Raw genomic sequence first — 24,961 nt, 5'->3', positions numbered from 1 at the left:
CCCGGAACGGAGCGCCGCCGTCCTCGCGACGGCGGCGTTTTCGTTAGGCCGTCAGGCCAGGCCGAGTTCGTCCATGACCTCGACGATGCGGGCCTGCGCCTCCGGCGGCGGCGGCAGGATCGGGCGCGGCGGCTCGGCCCGATGCAGGCCCAGGCGGGCGGCGGCGAAATGGACCACCCGCAGGCCGCCGTACTGGCGGAACAGCGCCCACAGCGGCTCCAGCCGGGCGGTGAGCGCCCGCGTCCTTTCGGCCTCGCCGGCCTGGGCGGCGCGGGCGATCTCCAGGCAGGTCCGGGGCCAAAGCCCGGCCGCGACGCTGTACCAGGCCTCGCCGCCGACCAGCAGCGTCTCGGGCGCGCGCCAGTCGCCGCTGTGGCCGAGCGAGAAGCCGTCGGCGACCCGGGCGCGCAGGGCGGCGACGGCGCCGGCCGCTTCGGGCTGCGGCGGCGCGGGGTTCTTCACCGCCGCGACGCGGTCGACCTGGCTCAGGCGGGCGATCAGGTCGTCGCCGAAAGTGAAATGCGTCGTGCCCGGATTGTTGTAGACGCACAGCGGCCGGTCGGTCGCCGCCGCCACGGCCTGGAAGTGGACGAACACCTCCTCGTCGGTCAGCGGCGTATAGGACACCGGGGCCAGCAACAGGGCGTCGGCGCCCGCCTCGGCCGCGTCGCGGGCCAGGGCGACGGCGTCGTCGGTGCGCAGGGCGCCGGCGCCGACCAGCAGCGGGACCCGGCCCCTGGCCTCGGCGACGGCCGCCTCGACGGCCCGCCGCCGCTCGGCCCGGCTCAGATAGACGTAGGTGCCGGTGCTGCCGAGCAGGCCGATGGAATCGACCTTGGCCTCGACCAGCCGGGCGACCAGCCCGCGCAGGGCGTCGACATCGACCCGCCCGTCCGGATCGGCCGGGGTGACGGGGAAGGCGGAAAGACCCTTGAACGGCGACATGGCGATCCCCTGGCCGGGCGCGGCGCATGGAACCATTTCCCGGCGTCCGGCGCGTCCTAGGTGTCCGGCGCGCCCGGCCCAGGCAAGGCCCCCGGCGATCAAACTCGGTTGCCGTTTGTACGGCTCGACCGGTTGGCGCGCTCTGCTATGCATGCGGCATGGAACGCAAGCTGAGGGTCGGGGTGGCGGGATGCGGGCCGGCGGGGCTGGCGGCGGCGCTGCTGCTGCGCCGCGACGGCCACGAGGTGCGCCTGTTCGAACGGTTCGAGCGGCCTCAGCCCCTGGGCTCGGGCCTGATGATCCAGCCCACCGGCCTGGCGGTGCTGGACGAGCTTGGCCTGGCCGGGCGGCTCGGCGCCGTCGGCGCCCGCGTCGATCGTCTGTTCGGCAAGGCCGCGCCGTCGGGGCGCGTCGTGCTCGACGTGCGCTACGCCGCCCTCGGGGCCCTGCGCGGTCTGGGCGTGCATCGCGCCAGCCTGTTCCAGGTGCTCTATGACGCGGCGGTCGAGGCCGGGATCGCGGTCGAGACCGGCCGCGCCGTGACCGGCGCGGCCCGCGAGGGGAACGCCCGCCGGCTGTCGTTCGCCGACGGCGGGCGCAGCGACGCCTTCGACCTGGTCGTCGACGCCCTGGGATCGGGCTCGCCGCTGGCGCCGGCCTGCGGCCGGGCCCTGGACTACGGCGCGCTGTGGGCCAGCCTCGACTGGCCGGAGGGGGCCGGGTTCGACCCGCGCGCCCTGGAGCAACGCTACCGCGCCGCCAGCATCATGGTCGGCGTCCTGCCGCTGGGGCCTGGCGTCGGCGGCGCGCGGCCGCAGGCGGCCCTGTTCTGGAGCCTGCGGGCCGACCGGCTCGCCGCCTGGCGCGAAGCGGGGCTGGCGGCCTGGAAGAGCCATGTCGCCGCCCTGTGGCCGGCCTGCGCGCCGCTGCTCGACCAGATCGCCTCGCCCGAGCAGATGACCTTCGCGCGCTACACCCACCGCACGGTTCCGCGCCCGGTCGAACCGGGTCTCGTCCACATCGGCGACAGCTGGCACTCGGCCAGCCCGCAGCTCGGCCAGGGGGCGAACATGGCGATGCTCGACGCCTACGCCCTGGCCCAGGCCCTCCGCGACGGGAAAGACCTGTCGGCCGGCCTGCGCGACTATGTCCGCCTGCGCCGGGGGCACATCCGCCTCTATCAGGCGATCACCGCCGCCGTGACGCCGGTCTACCAGTCGGACGGCCGGGCGCTGCCGTTCCTGCGCGACCGGCTGGTCGGCCTGCTGGGGCGTTTCGGGCCGACGGCCTGGGCCCAGGCCATGCTGGTCGCCGGCGCGGCGGGCGCGCCGCTGCGGCCGCTGGGACTGAAGCCCGGACGGCTGGAGGAGCGGACGCCGGAGCTGGTGGGCTGAGCGTCCGCCCGCCGGTGGTCGCTACAGGCGCTCGACGATGGTGACGTTGGCCAGGCCGCCGCCCTCGCACATCGTCTGCAGGCCATAGCGCTTGTTCTGCTGCTTCAGGGCGTGGACCAGGGTGGCCATCAGCTTGGTTCCCGAGCCGCCCAGCGGGTGGCCCAGCGCGATGGCGCCGCCGTTGACGTTCAGGCGCTCCGGATCGGCGCCGGTGACCTGCAGCCAGGCGGTCGGCACCGAGGCGAAGGCCTCGTTGACCTCGAACAGGTCGATGTCGTCGACCGTCATGCCGGCGCGTTGCAAGGCGCGCAGGGTCGCCGGGATCGGCGCCTCCAGCATGATCACCGGGTCATGGCCGATGACGGTCATGTGGTGGACGCGGGCCAGGGGTTCGACGCCCAGGGCCTTGAGGCCGCGCTCGTTGACCACCATCACGCCCGAGGCGCCGTCGCAGATCTGGCTGGAGGTGGCCGCGGTGATCGCGCCGCCTTCCTGCAGGAGCTTGACGCCCTTCATCGCCTCAAGGCTGGCGTCGAAGCGGATGCCTTCGTCGACCGAATGGGTCTCGGTCTTGCCGTCCGGGGTGGAGACCTCCAGCGCGACGATCTCGTCCTTGAACCGGCCGGCCTGGGTGGCGGCGATCGCCTTGCGGTGGCTGTTGAAGCCGTACTCGTCGAGCAGGTCTTTGGACAGGCCGTACTTCTTGGCCAGCATCTCGGCGCCCGCGAACTGGCTGAACTGGATGCCGGGATAGCGGTCCTCGATCCTGGACGACTTGTAGTTGCCGAAGCCGTTCTTGGCCGGCAGCACCGAGGACAGGCCCATCGGCACGCGGCTCATGCTTTCGACGCCGGCGGCGATCACCACGTCCATGGCTCCGCTCATCACCGCCTGGGCGGCGAAGTGCAGGGCCTGCTGCGACGAGCCGCACTGGCGGTCGACGCTGGTCGCCGGCACGCTTTCCGGCAGCTTGGAGGCCAGCACCGCGTTGCGGGCGATGTTGATGGCCTGTTCGCCGACCTGGCCGACGCAGCCCATGATCACGTCCTCGACCACGGCCGGGTCGGCGCCGGTGCGCTCGATCAGGCTGTCCAGGACCGCGCCGGCCATGTCGGCCGGATGCCAGCCCGACAGCTTGCCGCCCTTGCGCCCGCCGGCGGTGCGCGCCGCCGCCACGATGTATGCTTCCGCCATGTTCCGTCTCCCGTGTCCCTGACGTTCCGCCTCGGTTCCGATTCCGGCTAGCCAAATAGAACGCGTTATAATTATCCTGCAAACAGGCGTTTGAGAGTCAGCCCGGCCTGCCCTTGCGGCAGGCAAGTGAAATGTTGACGCGGACGTCAAGGGAACCACAGGAGAGAGGCTTGCAATGGCCGGGTCCAAGCTGCGCTTCGGCGCCTTCATCGCCCCGTTTCATCCCGTCGACGAAAACCCGACCCTGGCCATCGAGCGCGACCTGGAGCTGGTCCAGCTCATGGACCGACTGGGCTATGACGAGGCCTGGATCGGCGAGCACCACTCGGCCGGCTACGAGATCATCGCCAGCCCCGAGCTGTTCATCGCCACGGCGGCCGAGCGGACCAGGCACATCCGCCTGGGCACCGGCGTCTCGTCGCTGCCCTATCACCATCCGCTGATGCTGGCCGACCGCATCAACCAGCTCGACCACGTCACCCGTGGCCGGGTGATGTTCGGGGTGGGGCCCGGCGCCCTGCCGTCGGACGCCTTCATGATGGGCATTCCCGTGGCCGCCCAGCGCGACCGCATGGACGAGGCCATCGACGTGCTGGTCCCCTTGCTGCGCGGTGAGACGGTCAGCAAGAAGACCGACTGGTTCGAGTTGAACGACGCGCGGCTGCAGATGACGCCCTATTCGCGGCCGGGCGTCGAGATCGCGGTGGCCAGCCAGGTTTCGCCCACCGGCGCGCGGGCGGCGGGCAAGCATGGCCTCGGCCTGCTGTCGATCGGCGCCACCCAGACCGGCGGCTTCAACGCCCTGGCCACCAACTGGGCCATCGCCGAGGAGCAGGCGGCCGACGTAGGAACCTCCGTCGACCGCAACGCCTGGCGCCTGGTCGGGCCGATGCACGTGGCCGAAACCCGCGAACAGGCCAGGGCCGATGTCCGCTTCGGCCTGGAGAAATGGCTCTACTATTTCCGCGAGGTGGCGGCCCTGCCGCTGGCCCCGGCCGAGGGCGGCGATCCGGTCGACCAGCTGATCAATTCGGGCCTGGCGGTGATCGGCACGCCGGACGACGCGGCGGCGCAGATCGAGCGGCTGGAAAAGCAGTCGGGCGGCTTCGGCGCCTTCCTGATGATGGATCACAACTGGGCGCCGTGGGCGCGCAAGCAGGCGTCCTACGAACTGATCGCCCGCTATGTCGCGCCGCGCTTCCAGGGGCTGAACGAGAACCGCCAGGCCTCGCTGGACTGGGCGCGGACCAATCGGCCGACCTTCATCGGCCAGGCCCAGATGGCGGTGGGCATGCGCGTCGCCCAGCACATCCAGGAGAAGGGGACCGACAACATCCGCCCCGAAATCCTCGAGGCCATGGGCCTGAACAAGAAGCCGGCGGCGGAGTAGGGCGATGGCGCAGGCGAACGGCCGCAAGTCGATCTTCATCACCGGCGCCGCCTCGGGCATGGGGCGCGAGACCGCCCGCCTGTTCGCGGGCAAGGGCTGGTTCGTCGGGGCCTTCGACGTCAACGAGGCCGGCCTGAAGGAGCTTCAGGCCGAGCTGGGCGTGGGCAATTGCCTGGTCCGCCGGCTGGACGTCACCGACCGGGCCGACTACGCCGCCGCCCTCGACGCCTTCGCGGCGGCGACGGAAGGCAAGCTCGACCTGCTCTACAACAACGCCGGCATCGGCCGGGGCGGGCCGTTCGCCGACCAGGACTTCGCCGAGGTCATGGACGTGGTCAACGTCAACTTCGTCGGCGTTCTCAACGGCATCCACCTGGCCCTGCCGCTGCTGAAGGCGACGCCGGGCTCGCTGTGCTTCACCACCTCGTCGTCCTCGGCCACCTACGGCATGCCCAACATCGCCGTCTATTCGGCGACCAAGCACGCGGTCAAAGGCCTGACCGAGGCGCTGTCGATCGAGTTCCGCGCCTATGGCGTGCGCTGCGCCGACACCCTGCCGGGCCTGATCGACACGCCGATCCTGCCGCAGGAAGCCAAGGACCATGCGCCCAAGGAAGGCATGTTCCGGCTGATCCCGCCGGTCGAGGTCGCCAAGGCGGTATGGGAGGCCTACCACTCCGACAAGCTGCACTGGTTCGTGCCGGCCGAACTGGTCGAACTCGACCGCGCCTCGGCGCTCGACCCGGAAGGCACCCGCAACCTCATCGCCCAGGGCGGCCCCCTGGCGGCGGCGGACGAGATGGGCAAGGCGAGCTAGGCGCCTCCGTTCACGCGGCCTCGACGGGCGCGCTGCCGGCGGCGGCCGCCCGCTCGAAGGCGAGCAGGTCGCCGGGTTGGCAATCCAGATAGTCGCAGATCCGGAGCAGGGTCTCGAAGCGCACGCCCTTCACGCGCCCCTGCTTGAGCAGCGACAGGTTGGCCTCGGTGATGCCGACGTGTTCGGCCAGTTCGCGGCCGGTGACCTTGCGGCGCGCCATCATCACGTCGAGCGTGACCAGGATGCGCATGTCGGGCGCGGGCGCGTCCATCAGACGAACTGGGCGTTTTCGCCGGCCAGGGCGTCGCGCTCGACGTGAAGCGCGGCGTTCTCGTCGGCGAGGTCCCTGGCCGAGGCCAGGATGTTGGCGAACACCCAGGTCACCCCCGAGACCAGCAGGATGGTCAGCTGGCCCGAGCCGATCTGCAAGGCGATCTGCGGGCCGCGCGGCAGGCCCGCCGTCAGGACGAAGCTCAGCGCCGGCGTGACGACGATGGCGGCGACGGCCGACAACGCCGCCAGGCCGGCGAAGTCGCGAAGGCCCGCCGTCGCGGCGGCCGAGAACATCCGCCCGCGCGCGAAGCTGGCGAAGGCGGCGCGCAGCCGGACGAGGCCGAAGGCGAGCAGGGCGACCGGGGCCAGGACCAGGGCGAGGCCGCACGCTCGCCGCCACGCCGCCATGTCCACGGCGCGCAGCCCCAGCTCCAGGCGAAGCGCCTCCGGCGACAGGACCAGCCAATGGACGGCGTTGGCGGCGAGCAGCGCCGCCGCCAGGACCAGGCAGGCGTGGCGCATGAGCAGGCTCCAGCGGCGGATCGAGGCCAGCTTCTCCTGGCGGTCCATGCGGGCGTCCTTCCAACTGATCAGCAATGTTTTCTGTTTTACGAAAAACATTATCTGCGATACAGGCATCGATTAGCGGAAACCCCGAGGGAGCGCCATCCATGCGGCGAGGCCTGTCGATCGTGATCCTGGTTTTGGCCGCCTCGGCGGCCGGCGGTTGCGCCGATCTGCGCCTCGGCCCGATCCGCGACCATCGCGTCGATCCGGGCGAGGTGCGGGGCGCGCAGGTCCTGATCCCGCGGACGGGCCGGGCGTGAGGCCGGCCGCGCCGGCTGTCCTCGCCGCGTTCCTGGCGGCCGGGGCCTGGAGCGGCGGCGCATGGGCCGCCGACTACCGGCCGGCGGTCTGCCGGTCCGCCGTCGCCTATGCGGGCGCGCCGCTGCATCCGCCGCCGTCGCCGGCCGATCTCGACGGCGCGGCGGGCGACCTCGCCGGATCGCTCGACCCCGCGACTGCGGCCCGCCTCGACGCCGCCCTGGACGCGGCCGCGGCGGCGACCAGGGCGCACGCCCTGACGGCGGCCGTCGGCGTTCCGGGTCAAGGACTTTGGCAGGCCCGGCGGGGCGCGGACGCCGCCTCATCGCCGCTGTTCTACTGGGCCAGCGTCGGCAAGCTGGCCACGGCGACGGTGGTGCTGCAACTGGTCGAGGAAGGGCGGCTGAAGCTGTCCGATCCGGTCTCGCGGTGGGAGCCCGATCTCCCCAACGGCGCGGCGATCACCGTCGAGCATCTGCTCGACCATGTCGGCGGCCTGTTCAGCGCCAACGAGGACGCGGTGGTGCGCCGGCGCGGCGGCCGGCTGTCCTGGGACGAGGAGCTGAGCGTCCTGCGGCGGCACGGGGCGCTGTTCTGTCCGGGCGAGCGCTGGCGCTACTCCAACTCCGGCTACGCCGTCCTGGGGCGGATCGTCGAGCAGGTCGACGGCCGGCCGCTGGACCGGGCCATCGCCGCCCGGCTGATCTCGCCCCTCGGTCTGACGGGGATGCGGGCGATCGCGCCCGGCGACGCGGTCGCCGACATCGCCGCGCCCGTGGCGGACGCCGGTCCGGACCGGGCGCTGGACGTCCGCGCGCCGGGGGCGGCCGGGCCGCTGGCGGCGACGGCGGCCGACATGGTCCGCTTCGAACAGGCCCTGCTGGACGGCCGCCTATTGAAGGCCGAGACCACCCGCCGCCGGTTCGAGCGGCTCTATCCGATGTTCCAGGCCGGCCAGTTCTACGGCCAGGGCGTCATGCTGTACGACGTTCCCGACACGCCCCGGCCGCTCTACTGGATCGGCCACAGCGGCGGCGGTCCCGGCGTCAGGGCGGTGGTCGCCTACGCGCCGCGCCAGCGGGCGTTCGTCGCCGTGGCCCTGACCGGCGACGGCTCGGCCGAGGCGGCCGCCAACCTGCTGCTCAAGGCGCTGGCGGAACCTTAGGCCCGGCCCGGCTCGACCAGGATCTTCACGTGGTTCTCCGGGTCGCCCAAGGCCTTGAAGGCGTCGGCGACGCCGGCCAGCCCGACCTTGCCGGTGACAATCGGGGCGACGTCGATGCGGCCCTCGGCGATGTCGTGCAGGGTGGCGGCGAACTCCTCGGGCGAGTAGCCGAACACGAAGCGCAGATCGAGCTGCTTGTTGATCGCCAGCGACGGCTCGATCCGGTCGGGGGTCATGCACACGCCGGCGACCACGATCTGGGCCTTGGGCGGCGCGCCCTCGATCACGCTCTGCAGCACGCCCGGCGCGCCGACGCATTCGAACACGATCGGCCGGCCATAGGTCTGGCCGGCCATCATCGCCATGCGGTGCGCCGTCAGGGTCGCGGGCACGCCGAGGTCGGCCCATTTGCCGTGCGGCGACTCCTTGGCCGGGTCGACGACGATGTCGGCGCCCATGGCCTCGGCGGCGGCCCGTCGCCTGGGCGAGAAGTCGGCGGCGATCACCGGGCCATGGCCTCTGGCCTTCAGCGCCGCGATCACCGCCAGCCCCACCGGCCCGCAGCCCAGCACCAGGCAGACCGAATCCTTGTCGACGGCGGCTTCGGCGACCGCGTGCGCGCCGACGGCCATCGGCTCGGTCAGGGCGGCGTGCTCGGCCGGAAGGCCGTTCGGCACCTCCAGCAGCATCGCCTCGGCCAGCACCATGCGCTCGGAAAATCCGCCCGGGTAACGGTTGGAGTAGCCGACCAGCTCGATCCCCGCCGGCCCGAAGGTCATCGGCACCGAGACCACCCGGGTCCCCGGCTTGAAGCGGCCGTCCGTGCCGGGGCCGTGGTCCAGCACCTCGGCGCAGAATTCGTGGCCGAACACCATGTCCTTGGCCGGGTCGATTCCGTCGCCGCCGCCGGCGCGGCGCATGCCCTCGACCATGTTGTCCATGAAATGCAGGGCGTGCAGGTCCGAGCCGCAGATGCCGCAGCACAGGGTCCTGACCAGGGTCTGGCCCTGGATCGGGAGGGGGTCTTCGATCTCCTCGCACGTCAGGCGCTTGTCGCGTGTGACCACGGCCCGCATCGGCTTCCTCCCAGGCGCGGCGCCCTTGGCGGGCGCCGATTTTTATAACAGGTTATAGGAGCGGCGCGCCGATGCGCCGTCAAGCCGAGGCCGTCCTTGAACGCCGAGATTTCCCAGCGCGAGCGCGGCATGGCCGAACGCCGCGCCCGCATCGTCGAAGCCGCCCGCGACCTGATCCGCGCCACCGGCGACACCGGCCTGTCCATGCGCGCCCTGGCCGAGCGCGCCGGGGTCAGCCTGGCCACGCCCTACAATCTGTTCGGCTCGAAACAGGCGGTGATGCTGGGCGTGCTGGAGGCCGACCTCGCCGCGTTCCGCGCCGGTCTCGACGCGGCGGGGCCGGGCGATCCCCTGCGCCGCCTGTTCGACAACGTCGCCCTGGCGGCGCGCTTCTACGACGAGGACCCCGGCTTCTACCGGGCGCTGTTCACCGCCCTGGCCGGAGCCGGCGGGCCCGAGCTGCGCCTGTTGTTCGGCCCGCCGCGCCACGCCCTGTGGGTCGAGATGATCCAGGCCGCCCAGGCCGCGGGCCAGCTGCGCGGCGAGGTGGACGCCGACCTGCTGGCGCGGGCGCTGGAGGGCGTGTTCGGCGCGGCCCTGCCCGGCTGGATCGCCGGCGAGATCGACGCGGCGACGCTGGAGGCGCGCATCGGCTTCGGCTTCGCCGCCGTACTGGGCGGCGCGGCCGACGACGCGGCGGCGCGGCGGCGACTGGCCGAGCGAATGGCCGAAGACCAGGCCCGGCTGACGGGCGCCGATGTCTGATCGGCCCGCCTCGGCCCGCGTCAATGTTTTGTTAAGCCTTAACCGCTCGTTAACGCTTGTCGGTCCTGATAGGGCGTCCGCCGCCTCTTCGGGCGCGGGACGGCGGATCATCCACAGGATTAGTCGGTCACCTCTATATTTAGCGTTAACTGTTCGTTTACACGCTAGGAATCGGTGGCTAGCGTCCCGATGAAGTCTCGGGAGAGCGATTCGCATGACGGCGGGGGGACCCTGGAGCGTTAAGGGCATCGACCCCAAAGCCCGCGAGGTCGCCAAGGACCTGGCGCGCCGGTCCGGCATGACGCTGGGCGAGTGGTTGAACCAGGTCATCCTCGACGACCCCGCTTCCGACTTCGACGATCCGCCGCCCAGGTCCGCGTCCTACGCGTCGCCGATCGAGGAGCCGCGGCACGAACCGCGCTTCGCCAATCATCGCTTCTATGAAGACGAGCCGCCGCGTCCCGGCCCCGGCGACCTGGCCCGCATCACCACGGCCCTGGAGCGGCTGTCGGCGCGCATCGAGGCGGCCGAGAGCCGCTCGACCCTGGCCATCAGCGGCATCGACCAGTCGGTGGTCGGGCTGCTGCACCGCATCGAGGCCGCCGAGCGCGAGCAGACCGCCGTCGCGGCCCGCTTCGAGACCGCCGTCGACGAGGCCCGCGAGGATCACGGCCGTATCGGCGAGCGCCTGCGCAAGATTGAGCAGGAAGCCCACGGCCCCCGCGCCATCGAGGCCATGCGCGCCCTGGAAGGCACGCTCGGCCAGGTCAGCAACCGCCTGTTCGACGGCGAGGCCCGCACCCGCGACGCCATCGAGAACCTGGCGCGCCGGCTGGAGAGCCTGGAAAGCGTCGAGGTCGCTGAGGCCAGCCAGCAGGGCGGCGGCGAGGCCGCCGGCGACGCCCTGATCAACGCCGTGGTCGCCCGCATCGGCGAGCGGCTGGAGCAGGCCGAGGCTCGCACCACCCAGGCGATCAAGGGGCTGGAGACCTCGTTCGCCAGCCTCGACCAGCGCCTGCTCGACACCGAGGACCGAGTGCGCGACGATGCCGCGCCGCGTCTTGAACAGCTGGCGGCGGCGCTTTCCGAACGCGTCGAGGCGGTCCGGTCCGAGATGGCGGAGAAGCTGAAGGAATCGTCGGACGCCGGCTTCGACCGCATGGAGCGGGCGCTCGCCGAGATGACCGCCCACGTCCAGGCCGCCGAAACGCGCTCGGCCCAGGCCATCGAGCGCATGGGCCATGAGGTGCTGCGCATGGCCGACACCCTGGGCCGCCGCGTCCAGGGCGTCGAGACCCGCTCGGCCGAGGCCGCCGAGCAGATGGGCGGCGAGATGGCGCGCATCGCCGACGCCGTGGAGGGCCGCCTCAATCGCAGCGACTCCGTCCAGGCCCAGGCGCTGGAGAAGCTGGGCTCTGAGATCAACCGCATCACCGAGCGGCTGGCCGAGCGCATCTCCAATTCGGAGCGCCGTTCCGCCCAAGCTCTCGACGACGTCGGCGAACAGGTCAGCCGCGTCGCCGAACGCATCAGCCAGCGTCAGGAGCGGGCGTCGCTCGACCTGGCCGAACGCATCCGGCAGAGCGAGGAGCGCACCGCCCGCATCCTCGAAGAGGCCCGCGAGAAGATCGACCGCCGGCTGGGCGAGGCCCAGCGCCGGATGGCCGAGCCGTTCGCCGAGGCTCCCTTCCACGAGGCCGCGCCGTTCGCGGGCGAGGTCTACGCCTATTCGCCCCAGGCGGCCGCGCCTTCGTTCCTGAGCCCGAACGGGCCGCCGCCGGCGGTGTTCGCCGCCGCCGCGCCGTTCGTGGAGGCGCCGCCCGCCGCGTCGCCGCCGAGCTTTTCCGCCGCCGACATCGCCGCCGCAGACGGCTTCGAGGCCGAGCCGGCCGTCGAGCCGCCATCCGACGTCCTGTCCGAACCCCTGGCCGACGAGACCGTCGACCTGATCGCCCCGGCCGTCGAGCCGGCGGCCGAACCGATTCCTGAACCGGCGCTCGAAGCCCTGGCCGCGATCGAGGCCGCCGCCGTCCAGGCCAAGAGCCAGGCGCGCGAGGCTCCCGTCCGGCCGGAGCCGATCGAGGCCGCGCCCGCCGCTCCGCCGCCGATCCCGGCGCAGGGGCTGTTCATCGACAGCCAGCAGGCGCCGCAGGCCGGCCGTTCGACGCGCGAGCTGATCGAGCAGGCCCGGGCCGCCGCGCGGGCCGCGGCGCAGGAGCGCGAAGGCAAGGGCAAGAAGGCCAAGGCCGCCGAGGGGGGGGCCAGCCTGTTCGGCGCCGCCGCCTTCGGGAGCAAGCGTCGCGGCGGCACCACCCTGCGCACCGCCCTGCTGGCGTCCGGCACCCTGGCCGCCCTCGGCGTCGCCGCCAGCGGCTACATGATGAGCGTCGAGCTCAAGCATCCGGGCCATGCGCCGGCCAAGGCCGCGCCCGACGCCCCCGGCGCGCTGGCGGCCGTGGCCTCCGGCCCGACGGCGGGGGACACCGCCCGGGCGGCGATCCTGCTCACCACGCCGACGACCGCCGCCGAGCCGCTCGCGAGCGCTCCTGCGACGCCGACGGCGCACACGGTCCCGGCCGCCGCCGTGACCGCCGCCGCGCCGGCCCCGACCTCGGGACCGGGCGCCGACGAGCTGTACAACGACGCCGTGCGCCGCATCACCGCCAAGCAGCCCGGCGGTCTCGAGACCTTGAAGAAGGCGGCCAACCTGGGCTCGCCGGCGGCGCAGTTCTATCTGGCCAAGCTGTTCGAGAGCGGCGAGGCGGGCCTGCGCAAGGACCCGGTCGAGGGCCGTCGCTGGACCGAGCGCGCCGCCCAGGCCGGTGACCGGCGGGCCATGCACAACCTCGCCCTCTATTATGTCGAGGGCACGGGCGGCCCCAAGAACACCAGCCAGGCGGTGCAGTGGTTCCGCCGGGCGGCCGATCTCGGCCTCATCGACAGCCAATACAATCTCGGCCGGCTGTATGAAGAGGGCCTCGGCGTCGGCCAGAACGCCGCCGAAGCCTACAAGTGGTATCTGATCGCCGGCCGCGAGGGCGACGGGGAATCGCGCGCCTCGGCCGAGCGGGTGAAGGCGCAGCTGTCGCCGGAAGCCCAGAGCGCGGCTCAGCGCGCGGCCCAGGCCTACCGCGCCGCCGGCGCCGCGCCGACCCAGGCGGCGGCCGCCGCCGCCTCGGCCAGCAAGGTCAATCTGAGCATCGCCCAGCGGGCGCTGTCGGTGCTGGGCTACTACCAGGGGCCGACCGACGGCGGCGCCTCGCCGGCCGTCAAGCTGGCGATCCAGGCCTACCAACGCGACCAGAGCCTGGCGCAGACGGGCGCGCTGGACCAGACGACGTTCGACAGGCTCAGCGCCTACGCCCGTTGACGGCGGCGGGCCCGGTTCGGGCGGGCTGAAGGCGTTCGGCGTCGTCCTGGACGGCGGCTGCGGCGACCAGACGGATGCTAGGAGCGGGCCGGCCGCGTGGACCTTTATCTTCCCATCGCCGAGGTTTCGGTCAACGCGCCGCTGCTGATGGCGCTGGGCGCGCTGGTGGGGTTCGTCTCGGGCCTGTTCGGCATCGGCGGCGGCTTCCTGATGACGCCGGTCCTGGTGTTCCTCGGCATCCCGCCGGTGGTGGCGGTGGCCAGCGAAGCCAACCATGTCGTCGCCTCGTCGGCCTCGGGCGTCATCACCTACGGGCGCAAGCGGCTGGTCGATTTCCGCATGGGCGGGGTTCTGGCCTTCGGCGGGGTCATCGGCGCCTTCCTGGGGGTCGAGGCCTTTCGCATCCTGCGCCTGCTCGGCCAGGCCGACCTGACGGTGGCGCTGTCCTATCTGATCTTCCTCGGGGTGATCGGGGCCCTGATGCTGTCGGAATCCCTCGGCGCCATCCTGCGTCGGCGGCGGGGCGAGCCTGCGCGGGCGCCGCGCGACCGCCGGCCGATGTGGCTCTACGGCCTGCCGCTGAAGATGCGCTTCCCGCGGTCGCGCCTGTACATCAGCGTCATCCCGCCGATCGCCCTGGGCATGTTCGTCGGGGTGCTGTCGGCGATCATGGGGGTGGGCGGCGGCTTCATCCTGGTGCCGGCCATGGTCTATCTGCTGCGCATGCCGGCGCGGATCGTCGTCGGCACCAGCCTGTTCCAGATCATCATCACCACCGCCCTGGTGACGGTGCTGCAGGCCGGCCGCAACCAGACCGTCGACATCGTGCTGGCCACCGTGCTGCTGGTCGGCGGGGTGATCGGGGCCCAGCTCGGGGCCCGGGCCTCCGCCCGTTTCCGCGCCGAGGAGCTGCGCGCCCTCCTGGCCCTGATCGTGCTGCTGGTCGGGCTGCGCATGGGCCTTGGCCTGTTCATCACGCCGCAGGACCCGTTCGTGCTGGCGGGGGGAGGCGGCTGATGGACACGGCTCCGCCGCCGCTGGCCGTTTCGGCCGCCCCCGCAGCCGTCTCGGCGGCGCTGACCGAGACCAACGTCCGCGTCACCTCGGGCTTTCGCGGCGCCGGCATCGTGGTCTATGGCGCGGTGCTCGACCCGCACGACCGGCCCAGCGACGTGGTGGTGGTGGTGCGCGGGCCCGACCAGCCGATCCGCATCGCCCGCAAGGTCCGCATCGCCGGCCTGTGGCTGAACAGCCGGCCGGTGGTGTTCCAGGGCGCGCCCGGCTTCTACATGACCGCCAGCACCCGGCCGCTCGACCAGATCGCCGGCTTCGGGACGCTGCGGCGGCTGGGCCTGGGCCTCGACCACCTGGCGATCAACGCCCCGCTCGAACAGCGCACCGAGACCCGCTACGGCGTGCGCGACGTGGTGGTCAGCCGCCTCGGCGCCGACTATCTCGACTGGCGGCGTGCGGTGCTGCGCCTGAAGGAGAAGGCCGGCCTCTACGACGCCGACGCGGCCGGGGTGCGGTTCGTCGACAAGAGCCTGTTCCGCGCCGAGATCCGCCTGCCGGCCGAGGCGCCGATCGGCCGCTACCAGGCCGAGATCCGTCTGTTCCAGAACGGCCAGGAGGTCGCGGTCCGCGAACGCGACCTGATCGTCGAGAAGGTCGGGGCCGAGCGGGCGCTGCACCAGTTCTCGCAGAACCGTCCGTGGACCTACGGGATCGTCTCGGTGCTGATCGCCCTCGGCTCCGGCTGGGCGGCCTCGGCGGCGTTCCGGCGCTCCTAATCCGCGCCCAAGGCGCCCCAGGCCACCGCGTGGGCCTTGCGCGGACCGAGGGCCACGGCCGTCGGCGGGCGGGCGAACAGGCCGGAGAAGGCGGCGTCGCGCACGTTCAGGCCGCCGGCATAGGCGCCGAAGGCCGGCAGGATCAGCCGCTCTCCGTCGGTGACGAAACAGCGCCGCCGCACGCTGGCGCCCCGGCCGCGCACGCGGGCGCAGGGGTGCAGGTGGCCGGCGACCTCGCCCGGCTGCAGGCCGGCCTGGGGCTCGTGGCGGAGGAGGAGGCCGTTTAGGGCGATCTCGTCCCCGACCTCGCCGGCCAGCCGCCGCGGGCCGTCGGCGTCGTGGTTGCCGACGATCCAGAGCAGGGTGCGGCCGGCGGCCAGCCGGTCGACGGCGGCGGCGTCCTCGGCGTCGATCCGCGCCTCCGCCCCGCCGTCGTGCAGGGTGTCGCCCAGCAGCACCACCAGCCGGGGCGACAGGGCCTCGATCTCCAGGGCCAGCCGGCGCAGGGTCTCGCGGGTGTCGTAGGGCGGCAGCATCTGGCCGCGCCGCGCGTAGGCCGAGCCCTTCTCGAAGTGCAGGTCGGCGACCACCAGGGCCCGCTCGGCCTCCAGCCACAGGGCCCCGGAATGGCGCAGCAGGGCGGCCGCGCCGCCGATCGCGGCGGCGATCCCGCCGCATGGGCTGGCGGCGACGAAGCCGAGGGGGCGGGCGGGGGCGTTCACGACATCGCCTCGGCGACCAGGGACGAGGCCTCGGCCTCTTCGAGGATCATCTCCGAGGCCGAGGTCCCCGGCGCGCGCTCGCGGCCGATCTCCATCATGATCGGCACGGCGAAGGGCGAGACCTTGGGCAGGTTCAGCACGCGGATGCGGCCGCGGATGCGCGCCAGAAGCTCGCCCAGCCGGCCGACGTCCAGCAGGCCGGTGGCGGCGTCGGCCCGCGCGCAGGCCAGCAGCAGGTGGTCGGGTTGATGGCGGTGCAGCACGTCGTAGATAAGGTCGCTGGAGAAGGTCACCTGGCGGCCCGACTTCTGCTCGCCGGGGAAGCGCCGCTCGATCAGGCCCGAGATCAGGGCGCAATGCCGGAAGGCGCGCTTCATCAGGAAGCTTTCCTCCAGCCACGCCTCAAGGTCGTCGCCGAGCATGTCTTCCTGAAAGAGCTCGTCGAAATCAAGTCCGTCCATCGGCCTCAAGCCCCAGATGCACAGGGCGTAGTCGTTGGCCAGATAGCCGATGGGCCCGATCCCGGCCCGGTCCAGCCGCCGGGTCAGCAGCATGGCCAGGGTGGTGTGGGCCAGGCGTCCTTCGAACGGATAGCAGACCATGTAGCAGCGATCGCCGCGCGGAAAGGTCTCGACCAGCAGGTCGTCCGTCCCCGGCAGGCCGGAATGGTCGCGCTGGGCGGCCAGCCATTCGTGCACGTCGGCGGGCAGGCGGTCCCAGGCCGCTTCGTCGCCCATCATCCGCCGCACCCGCTTGGCCAGATAGGTCGACAGCGGGAACTTCGAGCCGCCCCAGCTGGGGACCTTGGGGTCGGTGTCGCCCGAGCGGCTGACCAGGGCGTCGATGCCGACGACGCCCTCGAACCGCCAGACCTCGCCGCCGAACAGGAAGGTGTCGCCCGGCGTCAGCTGCTCGAAATACCACTCCTCCGCCTCGCCGATCTTGCGGCCGGCGAAGCGGCGGCCGGCCATGCGGATGTTGAGCGTGGCCCCCTGGACGATGGTCCCGACGTTCATGCGATGGCGCTGGGCGGTCTGGGGATCGCGCACCTTCCAGCGGCCGTCGCGGCCTTTGACGATGCGGCGGAAGCGGTCGTAGGCGCGCAGGGCGTAGCCGCCGGTGGAGACGAAATCGAGCACGCGGTCGAACTCGTCCCGGCCAAGGTCGGCATAGGGCGCGGCGCTGGCGATCTCGGCATAGAGGTCGTCCGCCAGGAACGGCTCGCCGCAGGCGCAGCCCATGATGTGCTGGGCCAGGGCGTCCTGGGCGCCCCGGCGGGCGGGATCGCCGTCGAGGGCGTTCTCGGCCACGGCCTCGGCGGCGGCCTGGCATTCCAGCATCTCGAACCGGCTGGCCGGCACCAGGATGGCGCGCGACGGCTCGTCCAGCCGGTGGTTGGCGCGGCCGATGCGCTGGACCAGCCGCGAGGAGCCCTTGGGCGCGGCCAACTGGATGACCAGGTCGACCGCGCCCCAGTCGATGCCCAGATCGAGGGTCGAGGTGCAGACCACGGCGCGCAGGTCGCCCCGGGTCATCGCCGCCTCGACCTTGCGCCGCTGCTCGGGCGCCAGCGATCCGTGGTGCAGGGCGATGGGCAGGCCCTCGTCGTTGATCCGCCACAGCTCCTGGAAGGCGAACTCGGCCTGCCAGCGCGTGTTGACGAACACCAGGGCGGTGCGGGCCTGCTTGATGACCTCATACACCTCGGTCATGGCGTGCTGGGCGGTGTGGCCGGCCCAGGGCACCTTGTTCTGCGACAGCAGCACCTCGATCACCGGCGGCGCGCCGGGCTGGCCCAGCACCAGGTCGGCCAACAGCGGCTCCAAGTCCTTCCCCGCGGCGGCGGGGGAGGGGGACCGCGAAGCGGTGGAGGGGGCGTCCGCATCTACTGAGTCCGGTCGCGCCCCCTCCACCATGCTGCGCATGGTCCCCCTCCCCCGTTCCGCGTCGCGGCTCGGGGGAGGACTGGGTTCGATCACGCTGACTTGCGGCGCCAGCCAGCGGCGCAGCATGTCGGGATCGTTGACCGTCGCCGACAGGCCGACGCGGCGCATCTGCGGCGCGAAGGTCTGAAGGCGAGCCAGGGCCAGGGCCAGAAGGTCGCCGCGCTTGGAGGCGTGGATGGCGTGGATCTCGTCGATGACGATGTGGCGCAGGTCGGCGAAATAGCCGCGCGAGCCTTCCCAGGCGCAGAACAGCGCCAGCTGCTCCGGCGTGGTCAGCAGGATGTCGGGCGGGTCGAGCCGCTGGCGCTGGCGCTTGGCGACGCTGGAATCGCCGGTGCGGGATTCGACACGGATGGGCAGGCCCATCTCCTCGATCGGCGTCGTCAGGTTGCGCTGCACGTCGACCGCCAGCGCCTTCAACGGCGAGATGTAGAGGGTGTGCAGGCCGGGCGCGGCGTTGCGCGGCGGCCGCTCGGCCAGCTCGATCAGGCTGGGCAGGAAGCCGGCCAGGGTCTTGCCGCCGCCGGTGGGGGCGATCAGCAGGGCGTCGCGGCCCTCGCGCGCCTTGTCGACCATGGCCAGCTGGTGTGTTCGCGGCGCCCAGCCGCGCCCCGCGAACCACGCCGAAAAGCGCGGCGGCAACAGGCCGTCGGCCGCCGCCTCGGGGGCGATATGGCGCCGCGCCTCGCTCACGGCTCCAGGGCGAAGGTGACGATCAGCCGCGCCTCGCGGACGATCGGTTGCGTGGTCAGGTCGACTGGCGCAGCCAGGACCTGTGGGACCGGAAGAGGGGGCGGGGGCGCCTGATCGGGCATCCGCGCGCCGCCGATCATGCCGATCGGGCTGTAGGCCGCCTGCTGGTTCTGGGCCCGCAGCACCGGGCCGAGCCTGAGGCCGGCGGCCTTGGCGATGGTCTCGGCCTGACGGCGGGCGTCGGCGAAGGCCTTGGCCGTGGCCTCGTCGACCAAGGGCTTGTCGTCGTCGGTTCCGGTGCCGGTGGCGGTGGCGCTCTTGGCTCCGAGCTGGGCGGCCATCGACAGCACGTCGCCCAGGCGCTTGGGCGGCGCCAGGCGCAGGGTCTCCTGCAAGGTGACGACCACGCCGATCACGGCGCAGTCGCCGCTGTTGAGCGTCGGCTGCTGGCTGTAGACGGGCCGGCCGGCGTCGCACTTGCGGTCGCGCACCTCCTGGGTGTTCAGGGTGGTGGCGCGCGTCTCCAGCTTGTCGACGCCTTTCAGGCCGCGCACGCCGCCCTCGATGGCCGCGCGCGAGGCGTTCATGGCCTTCAGCGCCTCGACCGGGGTCGCGCCCTCGCCGCGCGCCGTGAAGTTGAACAGCACGTATTCCGGAGGCTTCTTGGCCTCGCCGACCCCGATCACCGTCACCGACGGTCGCTCGGGTTGCTGTTGAGTCTGGGTCTGGGCGTGGGCGGCGGGCGCCAGCGCCAGCGCGGCGAGCAGCCCATATGGCCAGGCGGGACGGTTCATGCGATCGGCCTTTCACGTCTGCGGACGGGTCGCCTGTATGTTCTTGTTCCGTTTCTTGGGCGCAAGGGCTAATCAGCAGGCGTGAACGCTTCTGTCGCCAGCCTCGACCTCGCCCCCGCCCTGGTGGTCCTTCCGGGCCCGAGGGCGGCGGTCTGCGACGCCGCCGGCGCGCGCATGCTGCGCCCGGCCGAGGCGCGCGACCTGGCCCTGTCGGCGCCGGTGGTGGTGGCGCACGCGGGCCTGACCGCCAAGCGGCTGGACCTGCAGCCGCCCGGCCGCGCGCCGCAGATCTTCGACGCCCTGGAGCTGTTCGCCTTCGTGCGGCCGGCGCGGTTCTGCGCCCCCTCGGCGGCCGGGCTGGCCCTGGCGCTCGGCCTGCCGGAGCCGAAGGGGCCGATGGAGCAGGCCGCGACTTTGGCCGAGGCCTGCCGCCGCCTGCTCGCCGAGGCGGCCGAGACCCCCCAGCCGACGCGCGAGGAAGCCCTGGCCATCGCCGAGACCCTGGCGCGGGCCGGCTGGTCGTGGGGGGCGGCGGTGGTCGCGGCCCTGCGCAGCAAGGCCGTGCGCGACGTCTATCGCGGTTCGGGGCTGGACGTGTGGACGCGCGTGCCCGAATGGGAGGATCAGGCCCCGCCGGGCGACGTCGGGTCGCGTCCCATCGACGCCCAGGCGGTGGCGGAGCGCCTGCGCGAGCTGCTCGGCCGCGCCGGCCTGGACGAGGTCCGCGACGCCCAGCTCACCTTCGCCATGGAGGCGGCCTACGCCTTCCAGCCCCGCGACCGCGAGGGCGAGCCGCGCATGATGCTGGCCGAGGCCGGCACCGGCGTCGGCAAGACCATGGGCTATCTGGCCCCGGCCAGCGTCTGGGCCGAGGCCAACGGCCCGTCCGTGTGGGTGTCGACCTACACCCGCGCCCTGCAGCGCCAGATCGAGCGCGAGAGCCACGCCGTCTTTCCCGACCCGGCAGTGCGCGCCCGCAAGGCGGTGGTGCGCAAGGGGCGCGAGAACTACCTGTGCCTGCTGAACCTGCAGGACCAGGTCAACGCCGCCATGCTGGGCGGCGGCGATCTGGTCGGCACGGCGCTGACTGTGCGCTGGGTGCGGGCCACCCGCGACGGCGACATGACCGGCGGCGACTTTCCCGCCTGGCTGCCGGGGCTGTTCGCGGTGGCGCCGGCGGCCCAGGCCTCGCCCGGCAATCTGGTCGACCGGCGGGGGGAATGCGTCCACGCCGGCTGTCCGCACTATCGCGCCTGCTTCATCGAGAAGGCGGTGCGCGGATCGCGGCGCGCCGACCTGGTGATCGCCAACCACGCCCTCGTGCTCAGCCAGGCGGCCTTCGACGGGGCGCGGGCGGCCAAGGGCCTGAAGACCGACGTCGAGACCGCCGCGCCCCGGCGCATCGTCTTCGACGAGGGCCACCACCTGTTCGAGGCCGCCGACTCGGCGTTCTCGGCGGCGCTGTCGGGGGCCGAATCGGCCGAGCTGCGCCGCTGGATTCGCGGGCCCGAGGGGCGCGGGCGGCGGGGGCGGGGCCTGACCCAGCGCCTGGCCGACATGGTCGGCGACCGCGAGAGCGCGCGCGAGGCCCTGGACGCCGCCGTCCACGCCGCCGCCGCCTTGCCGGGCGAGGGATGGTCGGGACGGATCGCGCCCCCCTCGGGCGAGGTCAACCCGATCGGGCCGATCGAGAAGTTCCTCACCGCCGTGCTGGAGCAGCTGCGCGCCCGCGCCGCGCCCTCGGACGTCGGCCAGGAGTGCGCCGCCCGCCCGGCCCTGGACCTGGTGCGCCAGACCGCCCGCGAGGCCGCCGCCGCCCTGGCCTCGGTCGAGGCACCGCTGCTGGCCCTGGCCCGCCATCTGGAGGACCTGCTCGACGACGAGGCGGGCGAACTGCCCGTCGGCGACCGCTCCCGCATCGAGGGGGCGCTGCGCGGCCTCGACAAGCGTGCGCGGATGACCCTGCCCGCCTGGCGCTCGATGCTGCGGGCCATAGACGAGGACGCGCCGGGCGAGTTCGGCGACGATCCGGACTTCGTCGACTGGTTCGAGGCGACCTATCTCTACGGCCGGGTGGTGGACGCCGCCTGCCGCCGCCACTGGGTGGACCCGACCGAGCCGCTGCAGGCCGCCGTCCTGGCTCCGGCCCACGGCGTGCTGGTGGCCAGCGCCACCCTGGCCGACCCGACCCTGGACGATCCCTTCGCCCTGGCCGAGATGCGCACCGGCGCGGCGCGGCTGCCCGACCGGCCCAAGACCCTGCGCCTGGCCTCGCCGTTCGACTACGCCGCCAACGCCCGGGCGCTGGTGGTCACCGACGTCGGCCGCGACGATCCCAGGCAGGTGGCGGCGGCGATGCGCGAGCTGTTCCTGGCCTCGGGCGGCGGCGGGCTGGGGCTGTTCACCGCCATCCGTCGCCTGCGGGCGGTCTATGACCGGGCGGCGGGGCCGCTGGGCGAAAAGGGCCTGGCGCTCTACGCCCAGCATGTCGATCCGCTGGAGGTCGGCGCCTTGGTCGACATCTTCCGCGCCGAGGAGGACGCCTGTCTCCTGGGCACCGACGCCGTGCGCGACGGCGTCGACGTGCCGGGCCGCTCGCTGCGGCTCCTGGTGTTCGACCGCGTGCCGTGGCCCCGGCCCGACCTTCTGCACAAGGCCCGCCGCGAGCGGTTCGGCGGCAAGGGTTACGACGACGCCATCGCCCGGGGGCGCATCGCCCAGGCGTTCGGCCGCCTGATCCGCCGGGCCGACGACAAGGGGGTGTTCGTCATGCTCGACGCGGCCGCGCCGACGCGGCTGTTCTCGAGCCTGCCCGAGGGGGTGACGCTGGAGCGCGTCACCCTGGTCGAGGCCATCGAGGCGACGGCCGCCTTCTTGGGGGCTTCGGGGACCGCGCCGGCCGCGGAGGCGTGAGGCGCCGCCGCGCCGTCGCCGCCGTCAAACCCAGGCGATGACGCATTGGCGTCGAAATTCTGCAAAGTTCGCGGGGTATCAGAACGGCCGGCGGGGGACAGGCACGGACAAGAAGGCAGCCGCTCCGATGATCCAACACGCCCTTGCCGAACAGATCTCCTTCGACGACCAGGCCGCGCCGCTGGCGGCGGTTTCGACCAAGGCCGCCGTCCAGCGCGTGCGCTGGCATCTGGGCCTCAGCCAGGCCGAGTTCGCCCGCGTCTACCGCATCAATCCCGACAAGCTGCGCGACGTCGAGCTGGAACGCGTCGAACCCGACGTCGCCTTCCTGGCCTATCTCGCCCTGATCGACCGGGCTCCCGCCGCCATCCGCGACGCCCTGACCGAGCCTCGGTCATTTAAAAATTGACTTAAATAAGCAATGGCGCAAATTAGCGCCATGCACGGTTTCGCCGCCCTCGCCGACCCTACCCGCCGCCGCATCGTCACGCTTCTGGCCGACGGCGAGCGCTCGGCCGGCGAGATCGCCGCCCGGTTCGACGTCTCCGCCCCCGCCGTCTCCCAGCACCTGAAGGTGCTGCGCGAGGCGCGGCTGGTGCGGGTGCGGCCGGTCCGGCAGCAGCGGTTCTACGCCGTCGAGCCGGCGGGCCTGGCCGAGATGGCCGAATGGCTCGCCCGCATGGGCGGCTTCTGGAACGACCGGCTCGACGCCCTCGAACGCATGCTCAAGGAGGCCGATGAGGCATGAGCGATTTCGGCCAATACCCCGCCGCCCGCACGGTGCGGTTCGACCGCCTGCTGCCCGGCCCGATCGAGCGGGTCTGGGACCACCTGACCCGTCCCGAACTGCTGGCCGGCTGGCTGGCCGGCGGCGTGCTCGAGGGCCGGCCCGGCGGCCAGGTCGCCCTGACCTTCGGAAACGAGCACGGCTTGAGCGGCGAGGTCGTCACCTGGGAGCCGCCGCGCCGGCTGGCCTACATCTGGCGCGAGGCCGACGCGGAATCGCTGGTCAATTTCGACCTGACGCCCGAGGCGGCGGGGCAAGTGCGGCTGGTCCTGACCCACATGCGCCTGCCGGCGGGCGAAGCGGCCAGCTTCGGCGCCGGCTGGCACTCGCACCTCGACATCCTGGCCAGGGTCCTGGCCGAAGGCGAGCCCATCGATTTCGAGGCGCACATGGCGGTCTATCACCAGCTGCGCCCCGACTACGACGTCCGCGCGGCGGACTGACCGGGAGGTCGTCATGGACTTTGTCGCAGACTTTCATCCCCGCATCGCCCGTCCGCCTTCGGAGGTGTTCGAGGCCGTGGTCGATCCCGACCGCATGACGCGCTACTTCGCCGACGCGGCCACCGGGCGGCTGGTCCCCGGCGCCCGCGTGAACTGGCGCTTCGCCGAGTTCGGCGTCGAGATCCCGGTCGAGGTCACGGCCGTCGAGACCGGGCGGCGGCTGGTCTTCCTGTGGGGCGGCGCGCGGCGCAGCGAGGTCGAGATGACCTTCGAGCCCTGCGGCGAGGACTCCGCCACGGTCGGGGTCGTCGAGCGCGGCCTGGGCGAGGGCGCGGCGGGCCTCGCCGCCTGCGTGGGCCAGGCGCAGGGCTGGACCCACATGATCCTGTGCATGAAGGCCTGGCTCGAATACGGTATCGACCTACGCGCCGGCGGCGTCGGCAAATTGACGCAGGTGGGGCAGCCGACCCGCGAGCGCCTGAATAAAATCGACTGACGCCGGCGAAGCTGAAAATCGGCTCGGCGTAATTTATCGAATATTACGAATCACCGTAAATACTGACCGTGTCGGGAGGGATCTTTTGAGGAGGTCCCGATGCTCATCTTGATGCTGGCCGGAACGGTCCTGGCCGCGGTGGGAACCACCTGGCTGGCCGTCCGCGTCGGCAACGGCCCCGTCCGGCGCGCCGGCCCCCAGGCGCACCGCTGACGCCGCGCCTCAGTGCTTGCCGCGGTCGCGGCCGAAGTTCGGCTCGGCGCTTTCCTGGCCCAGGGCGATGACGCCGCGGCGGATTTCGCGGGTGCGGGTGAACAGCTCGTGCAGCTTGTCGCCCTCGCCCCAGCGGATGGCGCGCGACAGGGCCTGCAGGTCCTCGGTGAACCGGCCCAGGATTTCGAGCACCGCATCCTTGTTCAGCATGAACACATCCCGCCACATGGTCGGGTCCGAGGCGGCGATGCGGGTGAAGTCGCGAAAGCCGCCGGCCGAGTACTTCATCACCTCGGCGCGGGTGACCTGCTCCAGGTCGGCGACGGTGCCGACGATCGAATAGGCGATCAGGTGCGGCAGGTGGCTGGTGGCCGCCAGCACGAGGTCGTGGTGCGCCTCGTCCATCAGCTCGACCTGGGCGCCCAGCCCGCGCCAGAACGCCGCCAGCCTGGCCACCGCCGCCTCGTAGGCGGGATGATCGTCGGACGGCAGCGGGGTCAGGATGGTCCAGCGCCCGTCGAACAGCTCGGGAAAGCCGGCGTCCGGCCCCGACTGCTCGGTGCCGGCGATGGGGTGGCCGGGGATGACGAACACGCCGGCCGGCGCCGCCTCGGTCAGGGCCGCGCCGATGACGCCCTTGACCGAGCCGACGTCGCTGACCACGGCGCCAGGCTTGAGGCCGGGCGCGGCGGCGCGGGCGGCCTCGCCGATGGCGGCGGGCGGGACGGCGAAGATCACCAGGTCGGCGTCGCGCACGGCCTCGGCCGGGTCGTCGAACACCGCGTCGGCGATGCCCAGCGCCCGCACCCGTTCGCGCACCTCGGGGCTGGCGTCATAGACCGCGATGGCGCCCGCCGTCCCGTGGGTCCGGGCCGCGCGGACCACGGACGAGCCGATCAGGCCGCAGCCGATCACCGCAAGACGTTCGAACACCACCCCGGACATGACCC

Annotated in this window: 23 protein-coding genes; 14 read left to right on the top strand and 9 right to left on the bottom strand. The window is 72.7% G+C overall.

Annotation, left to right across the window (positions count from 1 at the left end):
* Window positions 1-51: 51 nt before the first annotated feature.
* The gene (locus C5708_RS11170) at window positions 52-945 is read right to left on the bottom strand and encodes a dihydrodipicolinate synthase family protein (protein WP_242921011.1); all 894 of its coding nucleotides are present in this window, start codon (window positions 943-945) and stop codon (window positions 52-54) included.
* Window positions 946-1,103: 158 nt separating this feature from the next.
* On the opposite strand from C5708_RS11170, the gene C5708_RS11165 reads away from it, so the two are divergent.
* A complete protein-coding gene (locus C5708_RS11165; protein ID WP_242921009.1) occupies window positions 1,104-2,339 on the top strand; it encodes an NAD(P)/FAD-dependent oxidoreductase in 1,236 nt (411 codons plus the stop codon).
* Between the two features lie 21 nt (window positions 2,340-2,360).
* On the opposite strand, the gene C5708_RS11160 is transcribed toward C5708_RS11165, so the two are convergent.
* On the bottom strand, window positions 2,361-3,533 hold the full coding sequence (locus C5708_RS11160; protein WP_242921007.1) for an acetyl-CoA C-acetyltransferase: 1,173 nt from the start codon (window positions 3,531-3,533) through the stop codon (window positions 2,361-2,363).
* Window positions 3,534-3,708: 175 nt separating this feature from the next.
* Between C5708_RS11160 and C5708_RS11155 the strand changes: the two genes are divergently transcribed.
* Together C5708_RS11155 and C5708_RS11150 are read left to right on the top strand one after the other, a co-directional pair.
* Entirely contained in the window at window positions 3,709-4,923 is a 1,215-nt protein-coding gene (locus C5708_RS11155; RefSeq protein WP_242921005.1) for an LLM class flavin-dependent oxidoreductase, read from the top strand.
* Between the two features lie 4 nt (window positions 4,924-4,927).
* Window positions 4,928-5,740 (top strand): SDR family oxidoreductase, encoded by an 813-nt coding sequence (locus C5708_RS11150; RefSeq protein ID WP_242921002.1) that lies wholly within the window; start codon window positions 4,928-4,930, stop codon window positions 5,738-5,740.
* A gap of 10 nt (window positions 5,741-5,750) precedes the next feature.
* On the opposite strand, the gene C5708_RS11145 is transcribed toward C5708_RS11150, so the two are convergent.
* Both C5708_RS11145 and C5708_RS11140 read right to left on the bottom strand, forming a co-directional pair.
* Entirely contained in the window at window positions 5,751-5,990 is a 240-nt protein-coding gene (locus C5708_RS11145; RefSeq protein ID WP_242921106.1) for a helix-turn-helix transcriptional regulator, read from the bottom strand.
* A 20-nt stretch (window positions 5,991-6,010) separates the two neighbouring features.
* Complete coding sequence (locus C5708_RS11140) at window positions 6,011-6,583, bottom strand: DUF2975 domain-containing protein (RefSeq protein ID WP_242921001.1); 573 nt, start codon at window positions 6,581-6,583, stop codon at window positions 6,011-6,013.
* 101 nt (window positions 6,584-6,684) lie between these two features.
* Between C5708_RS11140 and C5708_RS11135 the strand changes: the two genes are divergently transcribed.
* Entirely contained in the window at window positions 6,685-6,840 is a 156-nt protein-coding gene (locus C5708_RS11135) for a hypothetical protein (protein ID WP_242920999.1), read from the top strand.
* Entirely contained in the window at window positions 6,837-8,003 is a 1,167-nt protein-coding gene (locus tag C5708_RS11130; protein ID WP_242920997.1) for a serine hydrolase domain-containing protein, read from the top strand. The genes C5708_RS11135 and C5708_RS11130 overlap by 4 nt, the downstream gene beginning before the upstream one ends.
* Here the strand turns inward: C5708_RS11130 and C5708_RS11125 are convergent.
* On the bottom strand, window positions 8,000-9,079 hold the full coding sequence (locus C5708_RS11125) for a zinc-binding dehydrogenase (RefSeq protein WP_242920995.1): 1,080 nt from the start codon (window positions 9,077-9,079) through the stop codon (window positions 8,000-8,002). The genes C5708_RS11130 and C5708_RS11125 overlap by 4 nt on opposite strands.
* Before the next feature lie 96 nt (window positions 9,080-9,175).
* Between C5708_RS11125 and C5708_RS11120 the strand changes: the two genes are divergently transcribed.
* The 4 genes from C5708_RS11120 to C5708_RS11105 all read left to right on the top strand — a co-directional run bounded on the left by C5708_RS11120 (window position 9,176) and on the right by C5708_RS11105 (window position 15,004).
* A complete protein-coding gene (locus tag C5708_RS11120; protein ID WP_242920993.1) occupies window positions 9,176-9,844 on the top strand; it encodes a TetR/AcrR family transcriptional regulator in 669 nt (222 codons plus the stop codon).
* 214 nt (window positions 9,845-10,058) lie between these two features.
* Complete coding sequence (locus C5708_RS11115) at window positions 10,059-13,214, top strand: peptidoglycan-binding protein (protein ID WP_242920991.1); 3,156 nt, start codon at window positions 10,059-10,061, stop codon at window positions 13,212-13,214.
* A 96-nt stretch (window positions 13,215-13,310) separates the two neighbouring features.
* Window positions 13,311-14,231, top strand: a complete 921-nt coding sequence (locus C5708_RS11110; RefSeq protein WP_242920989.1) for a sulfite exporter TauE/SafE family protein — start codon at window positions 13,311-13,313, stop codon at window positions 14,229-14,231.
* Complete coding sequence (locus C5708_RS11105) at window positions 14,231-15,004, top strand: TIGR02186 family protein (protein ID WP_242920987.1); 774 nt, start codon at window positions 14,231-14,233, stop codon at window positions 15,002-15,004. Before C5708_RS11110 ends, C5708_RS11105 begins: the two co-directional genes overlap by 1 nt.
* Here C5708_RS11105 and pdeM read toward each other — a convergent pair.
* From pdeM to C5708_RS11090, 3 genes are read right to left on the bottom strand one after another with little or no spacing between them, the layout of a single operon-like run.
* Window positions 15,001-15,726: a ligase-associated DNA damage response endonuclease PdeM gene (gene pdeM, locus C5708_RS11100; RefSeq protein WP_242920985.1), complete on the bottom strand. Its 726-nt coding sequence runs from the start codon at window positions 15,724-15,726 to the stop codon at window positions 15,001-15,003. The genes C5708_RS11105 and pdeM overlap by 4 nt on opposite strands.
* Window positions 15,723-18,365 carry a ligase-associated DNA damage response DEXH box helicase gene (locus tag C5708_RS11095; RefSeq protein WP_242920982.1) on the bottom strand — a complete coding sequence of 881 codons (2,643 nt, stop codon included), beginning with the start codon at window positions 18,363-18,365 and terminating at the stop codon, window positions 15,723-15,725. The genes pdeM and C5708_RS11095 overlap by 4 nt, the downstream gene beginning before the upstream one ends.
* Entirely contained in the window at window positions 18,362-19,159 is a 798-nt protein-coding gene (locus tag C5708_RS11090; RefSeq protein WP_242920980.1) for an SIMPL domain-containing protein, read from the bottom strand. The genes C5708_RS11095 and C5708_RS11090 overlap by 4 nt, the downstream gene beginning before the upstream one ends.
* Window positions 19,160-19,240: 81 nt before the next feature.
* On the opposite strand from C5708_RS11090, the gene C5708_RS11085 reads away from it, so the two are divergent.
* From C5708_RS11085 to C5708_RS11065, 5 genes are all read left to right on the top strand, one after another.
* Window positions 19,241-22,072, top strand: a complete 2,832-nt coding sequence (locus C5708_RS11085; RefSeq protein ID WP_242920978.1) for an ATP-dependent DNA helicase — start codon at window positions 19,241-19,243, stop codon at window positions 22,070-22,072.
* Between the two features lie 127 nt (window positions 22,073-22,199).
* A complete protein-coding gene (locus C5708_RS11080) occupies window positions 22,200-22,481 on the top strand; it encodes a hypothetical protein (protein ID WP_242920976.1) in 282 nt (93 codons plus the stop codon).
* A gap of 30 nt (window positions 22,482-22,511) precedes the next feature.
* Entirely contained in the window at window positions 22,512-22,820 is a 309-nt protein-coding gene (locus tag C5708_RS11075; RefSeq protein WP_242920974.1) for a metalloregulator ArsR/SmtB family transcription factor, read from the top strand.
* A complete protein-coding gene (locus tag C5708_RS11070; RefSeq protein ID WP_242920972.1) occupies window positions 22,817-23,302 on the top strand; it encodes an SRPBCC family protein in 486 nt (161 codons plus the stop codon). The genes C5708_RS11075 and C5708_RS11070 overlap by 4 nt, the downstream gene beginning before the upstream one ends.
* 13 nt (window positions 23,303-23,315) lie before the next feature.
* Entirely contained in the window at window positions 23,316-23,798 is a 483-nt protein-coding gene (locus tag C5708_RS11065; RefSeq protein ID WP_242920970.1) for an SRPBCC domain-containing protein, read from the top strand.
* A gap of 222 nt (window positions 23,799-24,020) precedes the next feature.
* On the opposite strand, the gene C5708_RS11060 is transcribed toward C5708_RS11065, so the two are convergent.
* The gene (locus C5708_RS11060) at window positions 24,021-24,956 is read right to left on the bottom strand and encodes a prephenate/arogenate dehydrogenase family protein (RefSeq protein ID WP_242920968.1); all 936 of its coding nucleotides are present in this window, start codon (window positions 24,954-24,956) and stop codon (window positions 24,021-24,023) included.
* Between the last annotated feature and the right edge of the window lie 5 nt (window positions 24,957-24,961).

Source organism: Caulobacter sp. CCUG 60055 (genome assembly GCF_022750545.1).
Classification (GTDB): domain Bacteria; phylum Pseudomonadota; class Alphaproteobacteria; order Caulobacterales; family Caulobacteraceae; genus PUIC01.
Note: the sequence above shows the minus strand (reverse complement) of the source record. Positions and strands in the feature narration are given on the sequence as shown.